Origin of the sequence: Saccharolobus solfataricus (assembly GCF_900079115.1) — an archaeon.
GTDB classification, from domain to species: Archaea; Thermoproteota; Thermoprotei_A; order Sulfolobales; family Sulfolobaceae; genus Saccharolobus; species Saccharolobus solfataricus.
The window spans coordinates 1,357,050-1,375,714 of sequence record NZ_LT549890.1 but is presented as its reverse complement, the minus strand read 5'-3'; the positions used below and the strand labels follow the sequence as shown (position 1 = coordinate 1,375,714).

Annotated in this window: 18 protein-coding genes; 2 read left to right on the top strand and 16 right to left on the bottom strand. The window is 37.0% G+C overall.

Features of this window, described 5'->3' with window-relative positions; all coding sequences use genetic code 11:
• The first annotated feature begins 180 nt into the window (after positions 1-180).
• A complete protein-coding gene (locus tag SSOP1_RS07540) occupies positions 181-1,119 on the top strand; it encodes a DUF973 family protein (RefSeq protein ID WP_010923400.1) in 939 nt (312 codons plus the stop codon).
• 621 nt (positions 1,120-1,740) lie between these two features.
• On the opposite strand, the gene SSOP1_RS07535 is transcribed toward SSOP1_RS07540, so the two are convergent.
• From SSOP1_RS07535 to SSOP1_RS07465, 15 genes are all read right to left on the bottom strand, one after another.
• Entirely contained in the window at positions 1,741-2,322 is a 582-nt protein-coding gene (locus SSOP1_RS07535) for an alpha/beta hydrolase family protein (RefSeq protein WP_048054325.1), read from the bottom strand.
• Positions 2,323-2,833: 511 nt separating this feature from the next.
• Positions 2,834-3,592: an RAMP superfamily CRISPR-associated protein gene (locus SSOP1_RS07530; RefSeq protein ID WP_010923398.1), complete on the bottom strand. Its 759-nt coding sequence runs from the start codon at positions 3,590-3,592 to the stop codon at positions 2,834-2,836.
• A 1-nt stretch (position 3,593) separates the two neighbouring features.
• On the bottom strand, positions 3,594-4,508 hold the full coding sequence (locus SSOP1_RS07525; RefSeq protein ID WP_010923397.1) for an RAMP superfamily CRISPR-associated protein: 915 nt from the start codon (positions 4,506-4,508) through the stop codon (positions 3,594-3,596).
• A complete protein-coding gene (locus tag SSOP1_RS07520; RefSeq protein WP_063492811.1) occupies positions 4,505-5,125 on the bottom strand; it encodes an RAMP superfamily CRISPR-associated protein in 621 nt (206 codons plus the stop codon). Before SSOP1_RS07520 ends, SSOP1_RS07525 begins: the two co-directional genes overlap by 4 nt.
• Entirely contained in the window at positions 5,122-7,611 is a 2,490-nt protein-coding gene (locus SSOP1_RS07515; protein ID WP_231918241.1) for an HD domain-containing protein, read from the bottom strand. The genes SSOP1_RS07520 and SSOP1_RS07515 overlap by 4 nt, the downstream gene beginning before the upstream one ends.
• Complete coding sequence (locus SSOP1_RS07510) at positions 7,598-7,762, bottom strand: hypothetical protein (protein WP_231918238.1); 165 nt, start codon at positions 7,760-7,762, stop codon at positions 7,598-7,600. The genes SSOP1_RS07515 and SSOP1_RS07510 overlap by 14 nt, the downstream gene beginning before the upstream one ends.
• A gap of 1 nt (position 7,763) precedes the next feature.
• Entirely contained in the window at positions 7,764-8,591 is an 828-nt protein-coding gene (locus tag SSOP1_RS07505) for an RAMP superfamily CRISPR-associated protein (RefSeq protein ID WP_010923393.1), read from the bottom strand.
• The gene (gene csx7, locus SSOP1_RS07500) at positions 8,563-9,399 is read right to left on the bottom strand and encodes a type III CRISPR-associated RAMP protein Csx7 (protein WP_048054225.1); all 837 of its coding nucleotides are present in this window, start codon (positions 9,397-9,399) and stop codon (positions 8,563-8,565) included. Before csx7 (SSOP1_RS07500) ends, SSOP1_RS07505 begins: the two co-directional genes overlap by 29 nt.
• Entirely contained in the window at positions 9,392-10,129 is a 738-nt protein-coding gene (csx7, locus tag SSOP1_RS07495; RefSeq protein WP_173645065.1) for a type III CRISPR-associated RAMP protein Csx7, read from the bottom strand. The genes csx7 (SSOP1_RS07500) and csx7 (SSOP1_RS07495) overlap by 8 nt, the downstream gene beginning before the upstream one ends.
• Before the next feature lie 11 nt (positions 10,130-10,140).
• Positions 10,141-10,518, bottom strand: a complete 378-nt coding sequence (locus tag SSOP1_RS07490) for a hypothetical protein (RefSeq protein ID WP_048054323.1) — start codon at positions 10,516-10,518, stop codon at positions 10,141-10,143.
• A gap of 7 nt (positions 10,519-10,525) precedes the next feature.
• Complete coding sequence (locus tag SSOP1_RS07485; protein WP_010923389.1) at positions 10,526-11,128, bottom strand: helix-turn-helix transcriptional regulator; 603 nt, start codon at positions 11,126-11,128, stop codon at positions 10,526-10,528.
• A gap of 11 nt (positions 11,129-11,139) precedes the next feature.
• On the bottom strand, positions 11,140-11,862 hold the full coding sequence (gene cas6 / locus SSOP1_RS07480; RefSeq protein ID WP_048054222.1) for a CRISPR-associated endoribonuclease Cas6: 723 nt from the start codon (positions 11,860-11,862) through the stop codon (positions 11,140-11,142).
• Between the two features lies 1 nt (position 11,863).
• The gene (locus SSOP1_RS07475; protein WP_048054221.1) at positions 11,864-12,124 is read right to left on the bottom strand and encodes a hypothetical protein; all 261 of its coding nucleotides are present in this window, start codon (positions 12,122-12,124) and stop codon (positions 11,864-11,866) included.
• Positions 12,121-12,645, bottom strand: a complete 525-nt coding sequence (locus tag SSOP1_RS07470; RefSeq protein ID WP_048054220.1) for a hypothetical protein — start codon at positions 12,643-12,645, stop codon at positions 12,121-12,123. The genes SSOP1_RS07475 and SSOP1_RS07470 overlap by 4 nt, the downstream gene beginning before the upstream one ends.
• A 1,345-nt stretch (positions 12,646-13,990) precedes the next feature.
• On the bottom strand, positions 13,991-14,950 hold the full coding sequence (locus SSOP1_RS07465; RefSeq protein WP_010923364.1) for an IS5-like element ISC1234 family transposase: 960 nt from the start codon (positions 14,948-14,950) through the stop codon (positions 13,991-13,993).
• A 448-nt stretch (positions 14,951-15,398) separates the two neighbouring features.
• Here SSOP1_RS07465 and SSOP1_RS07460 point away from each other — a divergent pair, with 448 nt between their 5' ends.
• Positions 15,399-17,009 (top strand): S9 family peptidase, encoded by a 1,611-nt coding sequence (locus tag SSOP1_RS07460; RefSeq protein ID WP_009988830.1) that lies wholly within the window; start codon positions 15,399-15,401, stop codon positions 17,007-17,009.
• A gap of 102 nt (positions 17,010-17,111) precedes the next feature.
• On the opposite strand, the gene SSOP1_RS07455 is transcribed toward SSOP1_RS07460, so the two are convergent.
• Entirely contained in the window at positions 17,112-18,341 is a 1,230-nt protein-coding gene (locus tag SSOP1_RS07455; RefSeq protein ID WP_009988833.1) for an ATP-binding protein, read from the bottom strand.
• Positions 18,342-18,665 lie beyond the last annotated feature (324 nt).

The window sequence follows — 18,665 nt, the reverse complement described above, 5'->3', positions numbered from 1 at the left end:
TTCATTTAGTTAATTTCGTAGCAATCTTTAAAATAAAGTGAATTCGCAATGGATAACTGAATCTCCCAAGCTACATGAAGTTATGTCGTATTCCTCCACTGGCCGAAGAATATTGTTCTTAATCATATATGTTTTTCATGAGTAAAAGATAAAAATCAGTAATTAGAATAGTTAATTACAATGTCGAATACGAACAACGAACTTCAAGGCATTAGAAAATTAAGGTTAGGATTAATGATATTAATGGTAGCTGGCATATTGAACCTAGCAGTTACAATTCCCAGATTTATAACTCCCGCTCCTTCAATACCCTCAAATATAACTGCTAATAACCTAAACAACACGAATATACAGCAAGTATTTACGCAAATAGCCTCAATGGAGATTGGATATTTTGAGGAGAGTATAATATTAACGTCAATAGTGGGAGTGATAAACATAATAGGATTAATTATATTGAGAAGCGGTTTCAATATTCTAAGTAAAACGGTGTCAAACGAAATCGGTATAGGGAATATTGGTATTATAGTATACATTGTGAGTTACCCTCTCATTGTCATTGGCTTACTACTTAACCTCTTCGGCTTTCTATCAGTTAATTTTGTAGAAATTCTTGCAAGTTTACCGGCGTTATTTATAGCCATTATTCTATTGATTGTAGGCTCAATACTTGTGGGAGTTGGAATATATAGAGTTGGCAGAGAATATAGCACTAATATAGTCAAAGTAGGTGGGATATTAATAGCCATAGTCATACCAGCGTTTATTGGGAGTATTCTATCTTATATTGGGTTGAGAAATGTTAAGCCAATAACAGAAAGAGCAAGAGAAGTACAAATATATTCGATAGGTGGAGGAGTGATAAAGGGAGATGGTAGTGCACAAATATTAATCTACTCATCTGTAAGTGGTTCAATATTATCAGTTAAAATTGAGGGAATGAATATATTCACTTTCAAGGTAAACCCCGCAACGTTACAGCCTGGAAATAATCAAATTAATATACAGTTCGATAACGTTTCCAATCTTGTAAAAGGCTCCACATACATTATAACTTTGTTAGTAGACGTGAATGGGAACGCAATCGAAGTAAAGACTTATGCTTTATATCAACCTTAATAGTTCCGAAGTTCTTATCCCATATACTGGGGCTTTGGACGTTCAGTAGTAAATCTTATGGTAAAATTTAGAATATGATGTTATTAGCTACAATTGCAACACCGATGTTTATAAGTTATTTGATGCGTAAACCTCGCATTGATGCTACGTGAACCTATTCAATTTTCTTTATACTTTAACGGTACTTTTAACGTTAATATTTTAGAAAAGTTCTTAGACTATGATCTAGTGGTATATCCTTTGCCTAAAGCTATAAACTTTCTGAAAGCACTAGTGTGTTAGTCGATCATCTTCATTCAGTTAATTCGCCTGCTTTGCGGATCTCTTCAATTTTTATCTGAGTTAACGTTGAGCTTACTTTTAAATCAAGGATTGATTTCGAATTTAAGAAAAATTAATGAGCTTAACCTCTTAGAAAATTAAAGTATTCAACAAAGCATAATTCGCCAAAATCTTTAAAATAGAAGGGAATTCGCAATAGATAACAGAGTCGACCCATCAATTAGAATGAAGATAATATAGTAGTTTTTGTGAATAATATTCAATAAGTTATCTAGACATTGTGGCTAAAGATAAGGGTAGAAATGAACTCATGAGGTATGAGAACTGGGCACAAACTGGTTAAAAACTAGAACTATTCCTCTTTATCCAATCCTCAATTATACTCCAAATTGTTTGATACTGTTGCCCTAAAGGTGTGTGCTTCATTTTCGGAATTATATGCAACTCGCAATCCCCTCCCATCCTTTTTATTGTATCACATAAGGTAATTGAATGTTCCTTTAATACCATTTCGTCATCTTCTCCATGTATTAATAGTACTTTCTTTAACCTATCAGCGTAGGAAAGTGACGAATATTCAAGCTCGTACTCCGGCATCTTCATTAAATCTTGGTAAATGTTATACTGCACTGTACCGGGTGGGAACTTCGATAAGTACTCCTTTTGTTTTCTCCTATCTGATGGGGCTGAGACAGCAATAGCCCATTTTCCCTTTAACGCTGCTGCAATTAGTGCGATTAGACCTCCTCTAGAGTGACCCGCTATGCAGTCGAAATCGTAAGTTAGTGCTTTTTCTACACCTTCCTTTGCTTCGATCTCGAATTCAGGTACAATAACTTCTCCAAACTTCCTAAGCGGTTTCGCTAACCATTCCACTTTCTCTGGAGAGGAATTTTTCCCGTGAATTACTAAGCTTTTCATCATTCATGAATTTATCTTTTGCCTCTTTTATACTTAGCGGGATTAGGGGTGCAAAATTACAAAAGACTGAAAGCCTCCCCTTTTACGGTTAATTCAAAATCGTTTTACAAATATTTATTTAGATAAGATTATAATATCATTTTTTAGATATATGAAAATTTATTCCATTATACTCGTTATTGATAACCTAAAATATAATTTTAAATGTCTGATTGTATAAATAAGATGAGCTTACTCTAAATTTAATGTTATTTTTAATATATGTCATACCCAATAACCGGGGGAGTCACAACAGCAACAAACTCATATGGATGGCTTCGCTAAAAATACTCACTTTGTATTTTTTAAGAATCCACCTTCTGCTCTCTACCGTATTGTGAAAACGCCCTTCCACACTTATATTTCCCTTTATACTAACCATTCTTCACCGGTGATGAGAATTTCTTCTCCTTATCTACGGTATAATATATAAAAAAGCTGATGGTTTACTACATTCGCACTTCTAGGTTTGTTAACTCAGATATCTCTTAAGTTCAGAAAATTTAGGAGTTTCACTAAAGTTATTTATAACTGCATATTCACTCTCCTTTTCGTCCAGTACAATGTAGCCGATACCTCTAGACTTACTTCCTCCAATGAAGTAGCCGATCTCCCTCAGTAACTTTAAACTATTTTTCCATAATTCAAACTCATTTCTAACTATCACCTTAACCTCAATCTTTTCAGCATCAATTATCTCCTCACTGAACAAGTGTTTTTCAGAAGCCTTTTTACTCTTCCTTTCGATAGTTACATGCGTTCTTTCCATTATACTTGCATTAGGAATAACGCTATCTGAAATAGTAATACCTCCAGCGAAATAATTACTTCCGTATAATCTCTCAATTGGACAATTATATTCATTGTAAATCCTCCTCAGATCGCTTAAACTCTCACTATCTAGCTTATCAACATTTATACCATTTTGTGTAATAACCTCCTTACCAACCTTGCTTATAGCTATCCTTCTGAATTTCTCATCGCTCTTCAGTAAAGCGTTTATTGTCCTAGTATCTACCTCTTTTTTGCTATGCTCTTCAAAATGATCTTCACTGTTCAAAACGATCTCACTCACCCTTCTAAACATTCCCTTCCAACTACTGGCAGGGATCATTACGCCTTCTACTCCTATTCTCAATTGACGTATTACGTTATCGCCTACCTCTTGACCTCCACCTACTCTGAAACCAGTTCTTAATCTGAAATTTAACCTGAAAACTTGAATGACCATTTTAACTCACCTTATTAAGTATTGAGCTTAAGTCTGATATTCTTAGCATGAAATTAAGCCCTGCGGGCATTAAACTTTTCTCGTTACTAAAACTCTCAACGTAAACTAGGGAACCCTCTCTTAACGTCTCAAAGACTGGCTTTTGACCACTGAAACTATCTACCGTAAACCAACCAGAGTAAATTGACTTATCCCCTATGATATATTTCGCCTTAAAGAACGTTTTACCAAATAGTGATCCTATACAAGGAGATAGACAATATAATAACCCTTTGGACTGATCCAATGATACTTCCCTAACCTTTTCAACATCAACAACCTTATTGCCCCTATTCTTCCCCCTACCAATCTTTATTCTCTTAACAGTGTCAATAACTTCAGAGTCTGAGGCAATAGCCCACATTTCATCGAATTCCTTGTATTCATAGGCGAACAGCATTCCCTTATATGAGGATATTGACGTCTTATCAATAGCTACGTGCATTTGAATAATTGATTTACTCGAGAATTCCCTATATTTATTCTCCTTATCAGTCTCCCCCTCATAAGTTATTAAAGATCCTATTTTAGGCTTGGGATGTTTACCATCAATCTCCAATTTCATTATCTCTTCAATTGGCTTATTGGCTTCAAACTCCTTTTCCTTCTTCTCAAGTATCCTTTTAACCTCAATGAACTCATCACCCTTCCTCTCCTTAGCTGGGCTGAAGTAATGGGCTGGGGCAGTCTTAATTGGATAGGCTGGAGATACGTAAAAGTTTTCATCAATTTTCCCAGTTTGATTATAGTACTCAGCTAGTATGGCTCCTCTAAGAGTTGTTGAAGGAATGTAATTTGTTATTGAGAAGTAGTAATTCCTAATTCTCCTCATTTGAGTAGTTATGTAGCCTTTAACCTTTAACTTTATTAAGATCATTTATTCTCAGCCTCCCACAAATATCTGGAAAGTTGGTTTAATATTCCATTAATTTCCTCATCACACTTAACGCTCTTACAAATCTCCTCAACATTATTAACCTTTACGTCAATCATAGTATTTCTTCCCAACCTCCAATACCTTAAATCCAGGATAGAGTAAAGTAGAAGTTTAAACAATCTCTCATCATTACAATTGTAATAAACAGTAAAGGAAATATCGCTATTTGGCAATATGATTTGTTGGGTAAAGAGGGAACCCTCTTTGGCCCTTTGCGTTTTATCGTCAATTGAAACCCTAGTTATATAAGATGTACGATAATCAGTTTTGGAAACCTCTATAGTAAAACACCCCGTAAGGGAATCTGGATAACCGAATAATTTACAAACGTCACAAACTCCATTTTTATGAGCTTCCCTAATACTTTCAGGCTCTACTTCCCCACATGACGTATACCCATTAGGTAGTAAATTATGCACTGCCGTCCTCATTGTACCCTTTATCGTTGATGGCGGAACTCCAAGTGGGTTAAGAGGAATATCGATAGAGCTTATAGTACTACCTCCAGCTATTGTAAGTGAACTCAAATTCCTCATACTCACCTTAATCGGTATCATATTCCCACCCTAATTGACTTTAAAATAAAGTAGTAATCGTAAAGCGGAAACACGAAATCGTCCCTACCCTTTATAGTCAAATCAATAATCCTCTTAATCAAACTATTCTCCTCGCTCTTAGCCTTAGACCTTATTAAGTAAGCCAAAGTATTGTAAAAGTCGTGAGTGTCAGCATAATTTACGAAACGTTCTAAAGACCTTATCTTATCTCTAATCACCTTTCTTCCCTCCTCAGGATTCCAATATAATTCCATAAGCTTTCCAAAGTCATCCAACTCCATCAGATTCAAAAGCCTCTCTACATCATCAACGTCATTGGAAACTACCAAAAAACTCTCCTTCTCTTTCCTATAATTTTTCAAATCGCTCTTAACAACACCCTCACTGGCTAAAGTTGAAGAAAACACCAAAACGCCTATTGAAGACTTCTCACCCGTATGAATCTTACTCTCTTCCATAAGCGCATTTACAGCCCCATAAGCGAACTGCACTGGGTGATCTGGCTTAACTGATATAATACCCACCTTAAACGTAAACCCCGTATACTCTAAACTCCTCTTAAACATTTTAACAGCAAATGGCACTGCAATTGCTGAGGGCGACAATAACATTATATCATCTCCACCCAAATAAAGCACACCAAGTAAGATCCTTGAGACTAAGTCCTTCTTAATTGACTCATCACTAGAAGCCCTCATAATGTCCAGTAACGTATCGTAGAACATCTTCTTCACTCCGAAATCTAGCCTAAAACTTTTATCTACATACTCCGAAAACGTAACGGTATTTCCAAAGATCTTTCCAGCGTTATTTCCATCAGCCTTAATCAAGGCAATATACCTACTGTCAGAAGTAGTACGATAACCCGCAATAATCTCCATGGCGTAGCTGGTAGGGTCTTGATTCTTATCAAGCTTAAACTTTATATCCTCCTTAGGTGAAATCTCAATACGTTGTTCCTCATATAGAGTGTATTTTGACTTATACTTAGCAATAAAACCTCTATTCTTAGATAGATCCCTAACTAAATTACAAGTCTCACATAAATACTCCCCATCATCACTTCTATTAACAGCAGGCCTTATACCGCAATTATCACAAACTCTATGCAAACCATAAGAGTAAACCTTCCCCTCATCACGAATTAAATATCTCTCATAACTCTTAGACATCATATCCTCATAGACCTCCTTATAATTCCTAACGTAGTTCTCATAGGCAAAGTTAGCGACCTTAACGTCTAATCTAATACCTAACTTACTAAGAGCTGAAGAAGAAACGCTTTCCAACCACGCCTTAACCTCATCCTTAGAACCGAAATCACTCCTAACTATAATATATGAATGTCCACCATAACCACTTAACAAAGCCTCTGCGGGGATTCTTGACTTTTTACCAGTTCTCTCGTAATAGGCTTGATCCAAGACTATAAATGAGTAAATTGAAGTTACAAAGTCCACTAGAAAACTAGCGAAACTCATCTCTCTTAACTTTGGAAAACTCGTTATGAATCTCTGTATTCCAGGAAAATCAATGTAAACCAAATAACCTATCGCATTACCCTCAACCTTCTGACTAACAACAGAATTACTTATTACATCATACAACCTCTTGCTCTCCTCACTATACGTCTCTTCGCCGTATTCCTCTAAACACTCCATACACTCCTTTGTTCTCACATCCCTACCATAACACAAACTATAACACTCACCTATCTTCGTGTTATTTAAAGCACCTTTCACTATCTCACTAAACCTATCAGTAGATGCAGCCAATCTATCGGCATCGTTCAAAATAGTCTCCAAAGGAGCGTGATGCTGTTCAACTAAACTCTTCACCCTACTCAAATTGGTCTTTAGACATTCCGATCCCTCAATAACCTCATCCAAAATCTTAATAGATTCACTCACGTGGTTAGTTGGGTTAAATAACTTACCTATATCATGAAGTAAAGCCGAAATCCTCAAGTAGTTTAAATCCACTGATCCCTTTTGCAATAGCCAAACTAAAATTGATGACAATTGAAGATGAGAGGCCAATGACGTAAAATTATACCCTGGCCTAGTATCAGCTGGAACGTAAAGCAATTTCTCGTAAATTTTCCTCAAAGTCCTCGCGTAATCTAAAACCTCTTTAATCTCATCTCTTTTCTTCTCCTCTAATATCTCCAATAACTTGGCAATATCGTTACTTGGCATAGAGTCCTCTACTAGATGCCTAAACACTATATAGGCAAAGAAGTACTCATGGGGGGTTGATAACTTATCACTAGGTACGTAAGAAATCAACATAGGGAGCTTATAAATCATTGAAATTAGATCAGCGAAAATATTGGTAGCCTTAGTCTCGTTATTATCAGCTAGTTCACACGCTAAGGATGAAAATACCTTTAATGCATCTACAACGTCTTTCCTCAAACTCTGCACTTCACTCTCGTTAATGAAAACAACCTTTTTTTCTGGTAACAACAACTTACCTCTTATCATACCTAACCACCATCTCAATATACTTTATCCCATTACATTCAATTTTCCTTATATCGCCCTCCTCACTTTCTTTACAATCCAACTCATAGAGGTAATCCTTGCCCGGTTTACACTCCTCTATATATAAATCATATCTAATACACTTCTTCATTCTACCACTCCTCATTAATATATCTAGGATTAAATTGTTTAACAAAATCAGAAACAAGTTTATTACAATCTGCTATAGGAGTCTTCAAACTAAATTTAACCCTTCCAAACCTCTTATCAGAAAACTTAAACCTACCCAATAGCATAACCTTAGACCCATTACAATCCTTAACGAAACCAAAACCATATAATAACATCCCAATTTCAACAGGCTTCAGAGACTTATACAAAACCTTTCCAGCGAAAATCGAACCCTTAGTAACAACTTCATAATCCCTTCCTTTAACGTTTACGTAATCTACCTTACCAGACGTCATTACGAAATCACTTAACGATACCCTACTAGCTAATCCCATATTGCCTAATAAATCGCAAACTGGACAAACTTGTGGAAATTTATTAACGTCAAACCTATCACTACCCCTATTTGGATCAGGATTGAAAATCCTCTTATAAACTGCAGAAGATGAAGTAGAATGCCCAGTAACTATATAACATGAACCCGGTACAGATAACTCCAACCTACTCCTAACCATTCCCTTAATAGTTGACCCGGGAATAACAACATTATCCTTATTTCTAACCATTAGAAAAGCTACCATTGAGAAATACTGATCAACATTATTAGGGATTCTTTTATTACCTCCGCTTAAATAATCCTCAACCAATCGTTTAACGTCACTAACGCTACGCATTACCTCCACATCATACTTCCCAGAACCTACGTGTAAGTAATCGGAAACTACATTTAGCTGTAACTCTATAACCCCTTCTAATCCCTTTTCATTTCTAGGAGTATAGTTACTTCTTCGGATAGGGGATCTTTGCATTATTGAAAGCCTCCATAAAAGGTTTCATTCTCCCGAAAAACTCATCTCCATTTCCTTCCACTAAATCACCTACATCCTTAACTTGAATATCCTCATCACCAATCCTCTTTTCTCCAAGATCGGTAAACTTAACCTTACCGAACTTCACAAAACCGAACCCCCTACTCTTATGCCCTCCGACTTGTGTAAAGCCATCATGAATATTCTTCATTATCGTAATTAAGTAACCAATAGCGTAATTAGGCAAATTGTACCCCATCATCTTAAAACTAAATTTAGACCCTACATCAACGTATTCAACAGTTACTAAGGCCCTCCTAGCTACAGCTCCCTCCGTCCTACTTATCGCTATCATCGATCTAGTGTTCAATGAGTAACTAATGGGAAGTGAATCTAGAAATCTCACAGCACCTATAACACTCATCGTTCCGAAAACTTTACAGTTCAAACAAGTATAATCCCAAAATATCTCTAATGCTTGATCAACGTTTTCCTTCAACGCACTATTGAAGTCCCTTTCTTTTCGATTATTATTCAAACAGTAATCCTTTCCTATACCGCTACAAACTTCTATATTTCTTAACCTTAAAATTCTTTCACCAGTAGATCTAAATATCCCCTTCCATGATGATCCTGGAATTATCGGTCTACCTTCAACATCCTTTAGGATGGAATCTTTAGCCAGGGAAGATGGATCGAAATTATCCTTTCCCCCACCAATCTTTAATGGAGATACCGTTTCCACATCTCCCTCAATCATAGTAGTCCTCTTTATCACTCTCTTATCAATAAATGTATAGTTAACCATTAGTACCAATCACCTCTTCCAATTTCTTCACAATAACTGGAGAAACTAGGTGATCTGGTGCCTTATATAAACTCACCTTAGCGTCAACTAACTTAATTAAACCATAACCAACACTCTTCCTAGCTCCTACGAAAATCCCCTCTCTAACCAGTGTCGCTAAAAGGAACTTCAAGGCTTCAACAGACTTCGCCTTCCAATCCTTCTCCCCCTCGATCAAGTTAAGATTATAAATCATCATCATAAAACTAAATTCACTACCAGGGTCTACGTAATCCAAAGTATACAAATGGCCAGGCATTTGTCCGCCGAAAACCCTATTAATCGCAACCATCGTTCTCTGGGAAATTGAGTACTTCTCAGCAATAGCGTCTAAAATATAAACCCTGGAAGCCAAATCCTTAAAGCCAAATAATATACAAGGAATACAATATCTCCCCTCTACAATCCCATTATCCTTCTTTTTCTCCTCACAGCTAACGCAACTATTATCGTCCAAATCACACACGTAATATTTACTGTCGTTTAATGACTTGGTGTAGGACTCTACTAAACTCCTGAATGCCCCCTTCAAACTAGAACCGGGTATTAAAGGTCTATCCCTATATTTAATTATTGGATTATCAGTAGCCTCAGCGAAATCTTGAGTCTTACCCTTACCTACTCTTAAGAGAGTTTCATTACGCAACTTACCCTCAATTTTCACAACAGTCGTTATAACATCAAGATCCATACAAGACATTTTCACACCTTACTCAAAATGTTAACAAGCTCCTTGAAGGTCTTAACACCCTTCACATTATTGTAATTAACTTTTAACCCCGTTAAAGTATCGTAAACCCACTTCACATATCCCAAAAGATTCACAGCATCCTTTAACTCCCTATCCTTTAAACTGGCCAACAACAACTTCCCGGTTTCCTCATCTATCTCATCTCTCCCAGCTTGACGCATAATGTAAAGTAACAACTCATTTACATTCCTTCTACTTTGCAGAAAACTCAACAAACTATTTATCGTACTAGAATCCACATATGGTTCTGGTTTATTACTTTTGGGTTTAGGTTTAATTGCAGATATTGCTATCCTTGTAGCAATGTCAAGTAAATCTTGAGAAGACACACTATAATTAAACTCTCTCTGTATATAATGTTTTACTCTCATAATACCTTCCTCCCTTTTTCACATTTCTGAAAAATCCTCCATCGTAAACAACTATCTTTCCCCTTTCACTAATACAATATTTCCCACCATCAACCTTTTTAACCAACCCCATCTCCTCCAACTTCCTTCTAACCCTCGAAATTGTAGCCTTACTAATCCCAGTATCCTTCTCAATCTCCTCTATCTTATAACGTCCATTCATTATCTCCCCCAGTACAGTAATCATTTTATCGTCAATCTCAACCTTTCTAAAAACATCTCCATCCAGTTCAACCCTTTCCCTATCGTAGATTACAAACTTCACCCTTTTGCAAATAATGGAAAACAAGTAAAACATAGCTGCAGCGAACTTATTGGAATTCCCATTAAGCAAAACAACATAACTATCCTTACTATTTCCAATCCTCCTAGCAATACTCTCAGCTATTCCCTCAACATCTAGAGACAAACAATTATCAATTACCTCAACCCTATTAACCCTCAACCTAAATCCCTTAACGTCTCCGCAGACAATAACCCTTTTAACGTTCCTCGTATAATTCTCTATTTCATAATTAAGGTAAACCAAATCAGACCCGATTATCGTAACCAGCTTGCCTCCACCCCCTTAATTCTTACAACACCAAACCCATTCCTTCTGGACGAACCAATACCCCTCACAATTGCGTCCTCCAATACCTTAATTAAAACTTCATCCTCCCCCTTAACCGAGTACCTCAATTTACCGATCATCCCAATAACCAACTTATCACCATACCTCACATTAGCATATCCTATAATTGACGGTTCCTCCCAAAGTAATTGAGCAAAACGAGAAATCACCTCACTTAACTTTACATCACCTCTATTGAACCCGGTAGCGTCAATAATGTTATTGAAGAAAACGTACTCAGACTTATTAGTGAACACCTTCCTCTTTTCCTTCACATAGGGAGAGACTATCAAAGCCGGTGTTAAAATATCAACCCCAAAGTTCTTCGGTATCGAACTAACCTCAACTTCATGAACCTCAACGTCGACAACTTTCCAATAAGTATTGAATAATAAACTCTTATCACCCAAATTAATTAGAGCAGAGTACACATTCCTCTCATCCCCACCTACCTCAAAAGAGTAAACATTACCCCCAATAACCTCCAGAAAAGTTAAAACTGATCCGTACTTTATCAAGTATTTGCCCTTGTATTTTAGAGGAGATATTGAAACGTTCTTAGGATCCAAAAGCAAACTCTTCCCCACTTTACTACTAAACGGTATGATAGCGTCGCTCTCAGGTTTAACGAAAATTTCCGCAACTATCATATCAAATCTCCCTGAGAAAGTATATGAGTGCTGAGTTATATCCGAAATCACGCATTTTGTATTCTGCATTCGTTACCTCTTTAAGGAATCTCAGAAGCTTTTTGAATTCGCCTACTTTCATTATTATGGCATTTCGGCTAGGCTTATAGACGAATACGTTGAAGCACAAACCTAGTCCCTCAAAGATAACCGCTACTCCAAAACTGTCAGTTATAGGGCGTCTCGTTACCAAAATGTAAACGTACTCCATATCTATGTTCATGCTACCACCTCAACTTTAGGCAAATATTTCAAGCTTAGTTTCCTCAGAATTATCCTATGAAAGTCAATCCTTTTGATTATAGCGTAATCCTCGTTATTCAGATCCTCCTCGTAAATCGCCGAAACGTACTCCGACATTTTTGTTCCATAAAGCATTGCGTAAAATACTGCTTGAAGTATTCCCTTCTCTTCATAAATTGGATTAACCTCTTCCTTGAAAGTCTTAATCTCACCCGGAATTCCTTCTCTCACGAAGTCAGCCTTGCCACAGATATAGTGCTTACAAACTTTTTGTGCTGGAACAACATTCATTAGTTCCCTCACACTATCTTCTAAAGTCCTACCGTTGTCATGTCCAATTTCCTTAATTTTAAGCATCTTGTTAGCTATTTCGCTAACTGAGAGGAAGTTATCATGATATTCAACATAATAGTCAGTATAGGTAAATTTAGCTCTGTAATTTAATTTGACTGACGTAATTTTATAGACTTCGCATTCTATACCCTTAAATAGGAACGTCATAGGGTTCACCCCTCAGTTCCTTATTGTAGATTAACCTTCTTCTTCTCCTCTTTACCTTTATTTAGCTTCAGAAAAATTATATCTAATACCAAACTCGATCTTGTACTTATAGTCATTTTTATCCACCAGTATAGAATGGTCTGGCTGGATATTTAAATATTTTTCTAATCCATTATCTGACGTAATTTATCCCGTGAAAGAAGACTAAAAAATACTCATTGTAGGACAAATTGGGCGGTAGATAATATTGAATATAGATACAAAGTCGCTCGTTTATATCAATTCATTTTGGGGCACATTATTATTAGCCCGTTCGTAGCTTATAAGCTTAACTGAATCCTCATAAAGACTTGTTAGTTAAATGAATATGAGAAACACGAGCTAGAACAAGCAAACTATCCCTTTTCATCACACTCTAAATCCTTTCAATATTATGAAAATTCATAGAAAATCTTAAGATGAGAGAATTTTTGTATAATTGCCCATACGAAACAGTCTAATTGAAGACTAAGGGTAATAAATGAGAGTAAGCGCTATGAAACTACTTTTTTAATATATCGTAATGCAAATTCGATTATCCTTAAGATATTGGTAATGGGTGTCACATGATACATCCTTTATATCCAGAGGGCGATTCAGTTATCCGTTGCGAATTCACTTTATTTTAAAGATTACTACGAAATTAACTAAATAAAGATGATTAACTGGCAAAGATGCATGATTATTAATATTAACATTTTTACAACGTATTGTTTACAAATTATAATTAGCAAAGGAGACCTGAATCGCCCAACAATAACGGGAAAAAAGAAAGGCAGAAGTATAAAGACACACCGATGAATCCTAAAATGGATTGAAAGTAGCTACTTTTTATAGTATTCGGCATGTGAATTTAAAAATGAATAACTCCATATAAGGAATTGGAAAGGATTTAATGAAGATAGGCCAGTCCCGCTGAACTATGATGATAAATTCCTAAAGGAATTAAAAGTGTGCACTTTGGTATTCTGTATTATCTTATGCCAGTGGTTAAAAGTTTTAGATAAATCATAAAGCTTCTATTATACTTTCTGAGACTTTAAAGGGCAAGACTCTATTCCTATCATACAGAAAGGTCTTGTGTAATTTTAGAAATGTTGTTGCCCTTCAGACTATAAGCAAGTATAATTCGTGAGAGTGTCCGGAATGTAATTATCTGAACGAATAGATAAACAGAATGATAAATATTAATATTGCCAGAAGGGTAGGACCTGGATCACCGAGAAAAACTTTATAATGGAAAAATATCAAGACGAGAGGATTTACCTATCGCGCATAGCGTTGCTTGATCGCGAGGAGGCGCGTCTCAGAGCTGAACGGCTCTACGTCCTGGAGGAGTCCTCCGTTGGATCGCGAGGAACATCTTGATGTTGTAGATCACTCCCAGGACGTGAAGGAAGACGTCGTTCCTCCAGGTCGTGGTCCCGTAGGGCCTCCAGAACGCGTTCAGGTAGGTGCCGAAGAACTCCACGTGGGCCCTCAGGGTAGTGAAGGGCTTCTCCCGCGCTATGAGCTGTGTCGGGGAGGGAGAGAATCCCCTGTCCGCGATCTTAATCCCCTTGAGCGGTGACTTGAACCTCTTGTCCGAGAAGTTGGCCGGCTTCACCGTGATGGACCTCACGAAGAGGGAGACGGAGATCACGGCTATGGCCTTGAGCCCGTAGTGCGAGACCCCTCTCTTCTTGGTCCACCTTCCCTCGAACCTCCTCTTGGTTCTCCCCAGGGAGAGCAGCTTCCTGGCCCTCTCCAGGTTACCTTCCCTCCTCTCCAGCTCCGCCTTCTCCCGAAAGGTCTCCACGCTCCTCTTCCCAGGAGGTAAGTCCAGTAGGAAGGAGTCCACTAGCCACGCCATGAAGTCCACGAGATGCGCGCTCGCAGGGAGGTAACTGGGTAGGCACTTCTCCTCAAGCTTGAAGGAAATCTCCAACAACTTCTTCCTCACCCCGTACAACCTGCCCACGAAGTCGTGCAGCGTGCTCTTCCCCACCTTCCTCCCCACGAACCAGGCCACGACCACGTTCACGTTAACCATTTTCACCGCGTCCCTATAGGAGCAAGAGTAGAGCACCATGACGATTAACAACTTCAAGTAAACCAGCGCGCCCTCGCCCAGAACCCTCTCCAAATCCATGGCGTCCAGCACGGGCTTGATCTCCGTTAACCATTTTTCCCTCCACGGCATATCCTCTATTGGGGGAAGAGGGTAGTACATCAGGTTTGGTATGTGTCTTAATGTTCTTGCCATGGTACTACCCTCTACTCCCATAACTTAAGTGTTACTCCAATTTAATCCAAGATAATGCTAAAAACCAATTTATTCTTGCCAATAAAAATTCAATTTTTTACATTCCGGACACTCTCTCGTCAAAAATTTTCATACAATAATGAGACTCAAAGAAATATAGTCTTTTTCTTCCCACCGTTGCAAACTTAGATTTGTCAGAAGCTAAGTGTGTAGTGCCCAGTAAACGCGATAAGGAAAATGACAATTGTTAATACAAAATATATATTATTGCTTCATTAATTCATTCATTTTCAATATCTTAGGTTAGAACTAATCCTTTAACTTCTTTTCAATAATTATAAAAATTACTATAATAATTTAATATGGGGAATTTATACCATATTCTGTTGATGAACTCGAATGGGAGCGATTAGTGATATGAGGCCTGCTATCTGAATAACTTTTTATTTCTACTCCTCTTTTATTATTTATGAAATATGAAGATTTATTTAAGATAAAACCTGTACTCGATTACGACGTATATAACGGAAAAATAGCAACAATTATAAGAGATGAAAAACCCGTCCTTTACGTCAACAAGGAAAAAGTCCAACTCGAAGGATATGCCAAAGAAGTAGACTGGATAAATAGAAACAAAATGTTTATCACAGTAGACCCTAACGGTAGTGAAATTAGGAAAATTTACCTTTACGATAACGGGAAGATAGAGAAAATTATTGATAATGAGTTTGATAATTTATCTCCTCGCGAGACAAACGAAGGGATTCTAGTAATCTCAAACTATGATAAAAAGACATTACATCTTTACCTCTACAATGAAGGAAAATATATTAAGCTAAGCAAGGGTGAAGGACCGGTAAACAATTACTGTTTTAATGGCAAATACATAGTTTACTCGACTGGGATTTATGATAATAACATTCACGTGATGGATCTCAGTGGTAATGAAATTAATGTAATTAATATCCCAAACTCAGAGCAAGAGCTTGCAAATGAGAATTGTTTTACTTCTCCTTCATCATTCATCTTTCTCTCAAATCACGAGGATTTATCTAAGGTTTATGAGTTTAATATTTTAAAGGGAGAGATCAGAAAAATAAGGGAAAGCGATTACGAAATCTTTGAGGCTATTCCATATAAGGGTTCTATCGCTTATGTTGAGGATAGACACGGCAACTTTGTCTTAATTCACGAAAAAGAGATAGTTAATGAAGGCTTTACCTACTCCTTAAAGGTTGATGGAGATTATATTTATTTTGTAAACTCTAAACATGATAGATCAGCAGACCTATACAGATATGGGAAAAAGGTAGAGAGGTTAACTGACTCAATGAACGATGCTAAAGGGAATTTCATAAAACCTAAGGTTGTCTCTTACGACTCCAATGGGTTGAGGATTTACGCCTTACTCTATGAAAAAGGTGGTGAGGATAAGGGTATAGTTTATATTCACGGAGGTCCAGATTGGGAATGCGTAAACTCATTCAACCCAGAAATTCAGTTCTTTATGGAGAGAGGATTTAAGGTTATTTGTCCCAATTACAGAGGATCTATAGGTTATGGAAGGAGGTTTAACCATTTGAACGATAAAGACCCAGGAGGAGGTGAGTTGTTAGATGTTATAAATTCAGTGAAGGTCTTAGGAGTTAAAAAGATTGCAATAACTGGTGCAAGTTATGGTGGCTATTTGACCATGATGGCTACTACTAAGTTCTCGGACCTTTGGTGTTCGGCTGTGGCTGTAGTACCTTTTGTTAATTGGTTTACCGAAAAGAAGCTTGAAAGGGAAATACTTCAACTATATGACGAAATAAAGGTTGGTAATGATGAAAATTTATTGAGGGATAGATCACCTATATTCTTTATTGATAGGATAAAAACTTCATTGCTTCTCTTAGCTGGTGAAAATGACCCAAGATGTCCAGCTGAGGAAACTTTGCAAGTAGTTGAAGAACTTAGAAAGTTGGGTAGAGAAGTGAAATATAAGATATACAAAGATGAGGGACACGGATTTGCAAAAATAGAAAACTATGTTGACTCGATAAAAGAGGCTGTGGAGTTTATTACTAGTCACTGCTGAAGTCGATTTCCAAATGACGGATTTTCTGACAATTGATTATTTGTACAAAAGTCAATATTACTAAAAAAGAGTCGAAGTAAATGAAAATTTCTTAAAAGATTTTCATATATTTAACTCGGCGAGGAATAAATGAACCGGGAATGTGTCGTTTTCTCCGTGCTTTGATAATGTGATCACTTTCTTCATCTTTCCAGCAATAACTTTTACCTGTTTTGTCCTCTCTCTGTATTTTACTTCGTAGCCGATAACTTCTGGCAGTGTTACGACGTCTATCTCCTCCTTCCCCACCTCAGTATAACCTATGCTGTAAATTCTCGAGAGATGCGATGCAACTATCCCCTCTACGATTATTGGATCATCTGGTCTCTTGACTCCAGTCCATGTAGACATTACGTCATAAAACAGCGGGTCTACAAAGTGTATCTTAATCTGCTTTCTGTAGTTATAGTAACCGGTATTAACATCTATGAAGTGAAGTGTTAAGGTCAAAAACATATCATTAAAGAGCTTAATATACTCCGCAACAGTTCTGTGATTTACTCCTATCTCTTTGGCAATTGAGTTATAGCTCACCTTACTAGGTGTCGTTGAGAGGACTGCGGAAAGTATCTGCTTAGCGAGCATCTCATCTCTTCCTACCCTATTTATCTCATAAATGATCCACTCTGTATATGTTTTCAGTGGAGACAGACCGTTAATCGACGGGGGTAGTCCTCCTACCTTTAGATAACTCTCAAAGAGTTCTTCAATTTCACTATACCAACCTGGTCTGACTTCAATTTTCGGATTAATTACGTTAATATAACCAGAGAAGCTGAGAGGGTACAAGATTACATCAGTTCCATTTCCCCTCCTACCGGGAAAACTCTCTTTCTGCTTTAGAATCGTTAATGAACTTGAACCTGAAACCGTAACTACATCGCTTGTTAGTTCACCGGTATCAATTAAGTGCTTTACTGCTCTATACCACTCCTTAACAAAAGTGACCTCATCAAGGAAAATGAATGAGGATTTAATGCCCTCCTGCTTCCTAATTTTTAGATAGTCCCTTGTCCTTTTCAATAGTTCTTCGTAATCGGACACGAGGTCGCAACTACAGTAGAATATTGATAAGGGGTTGTGATTCGACTCAAGTAGCTTCTTAATTAGGAGTTTTATCAGAGTGGTCTTTCCAACTTGTCTAGGGCCTACGATAAAGTTCAAGGAGAAGGGTTGAAGAGAGATCTTGTTTATTTCCTTTGGAATCCACTTAAATTTAGCAGAGTTCCACTTCTTAATATCTTCATCTTCCTCTATATAGTCCTTCCCTCTCCACCAAATGTTTTCTTCCATTGATACTTAGAATATCAAAGGGTTTAAAAAATCTTGATAGTCTAAGTATCAATGGATTTAAAAATGCGTTTAGGTCTTTCAATATAATGGCAAATCCAAAAGTTAAATAAAGTTTTCTTTCAGTGGTGTTTCACCAATTTTACTCAAAATGATACAATTTCTATGGAAGAGAAAAATATCAGAGCGGAGTTAGAAAAATCGGCTTATTTCAACACAAGAAGCAAAAAATTTTCATATTTGTTGAAGAAACTAACAGAAAACGAGTTTATATATAAAGAGTAATACCATTTGTCTAGTATTATCAATGAGAGAGAGTAGGTGGAA

Coding starts and splice junctions, on each gene's coding strand:
- SSOP1_RS07460 (WP_009988830.1), top strand. CDS start 15,399: ATGAAATATGAAGATTTATTTAAGATAAAACCTGTACTCGATTACGAC.
- SSOP1_RS07525 (WP_010923397.1), bottom strand. CDS start 4,508: ATGATCTTAATAAAGTTAAAGGTTAAAGGCTACATAACTACTCAAATG.
- cas6 (WP_048054222.1), bottom strand. CDS start 11,862: ATGATAGTTGCGGAAATTTTCGTTAAACCTGAGAGCGACGCTATCATA.
- SSOP1_RS07465 (WP_010923364.1), bottom strand. CDS start 14,950: ATGGGAGTAGAGGGTAGTACCATGGCAAGAACATTAAGACACATACCA.
- SSOP1_RS07455 (WP_009988833.1), bottom strand. CDS start 18,341: ATGGAAGAAAACATTTGGTGGAGAGGGAAGGACTATATAGAGGAAGAT.
- csx7 (WP_048054225.1), bottom strand. CDS start 9,399: ATGGTTAACTATACATTTATTGATAAGAGAGTGATAAAGAGGACTACT.
- SSOP1_RS07535 (WP_048054325.1), bottom strand. CDS start 2,322: ATGAAAAGCTTAGTAATTCACGGGAAAAATTCCTCTCCAGAGAAAGTG.
- SSOP1_RS07470 (WP_048054220.1), bottom strand. CDS start 12,645: ATGACGTTCCTATTTAAGGGTATAGAATGCGAAGTCTATAAAATTACG.
- SSOP1_RS07475 (WP_048054221.1), bottom strand. CDS start 12,124: ATGAACATAGATATGGAGTACGTTTACATTTTGGTAACGAGACGCCCT.
- csx7 (WP_173645065.1), bottom strand. CDS start 10,129: ATGGATCTTGATGTTATAACGACTGTTGTGAAAATTGAGGGTAAGTTG.
- SSOP1_RS07520 (WP_063492811.1), bottom strand. CDS start 5,125: ATGATACCGATTAAGGTGAGTATGAGGAATTTGAGTTCACTTACAATA.
- SSOP1_RS07510 (WP_231918238.1), bottom strand. CDS start 7,762: ATGAAGAAGTGTATTAGATATGATTTATATATAGAGGAGTGTAAACCG.
- SSOP1_RS07530 (WP_010923398.1), bottom strand. CDS start 3,592: ATGGTCATTCAAGTTTTCAGGTTAAATTTCAGATTAAGAACTGGTTTC.
- SSOP1_RS07515 (WP_231918241.1), bottom strand. CDS start 7,611: ATGATAAGAGGTAAGTTGTTGTTACCAGAAAAAAAGGTTGTTTTCATT.
- SSOP1_RS07540 (WP_010923400.1), top strand. CDS start 181: ATGTCGAATACGAACAACGAACTTCAAGGCATTAGAAAATTAAGGTTA.
- SSOP1_RS07505 (WP_010923393.1), bottom strand. CDS start 8,591: ATGCAAAGATCCCCTATCCGAAGAAGTAACTATACTCCTAGAAATGAA.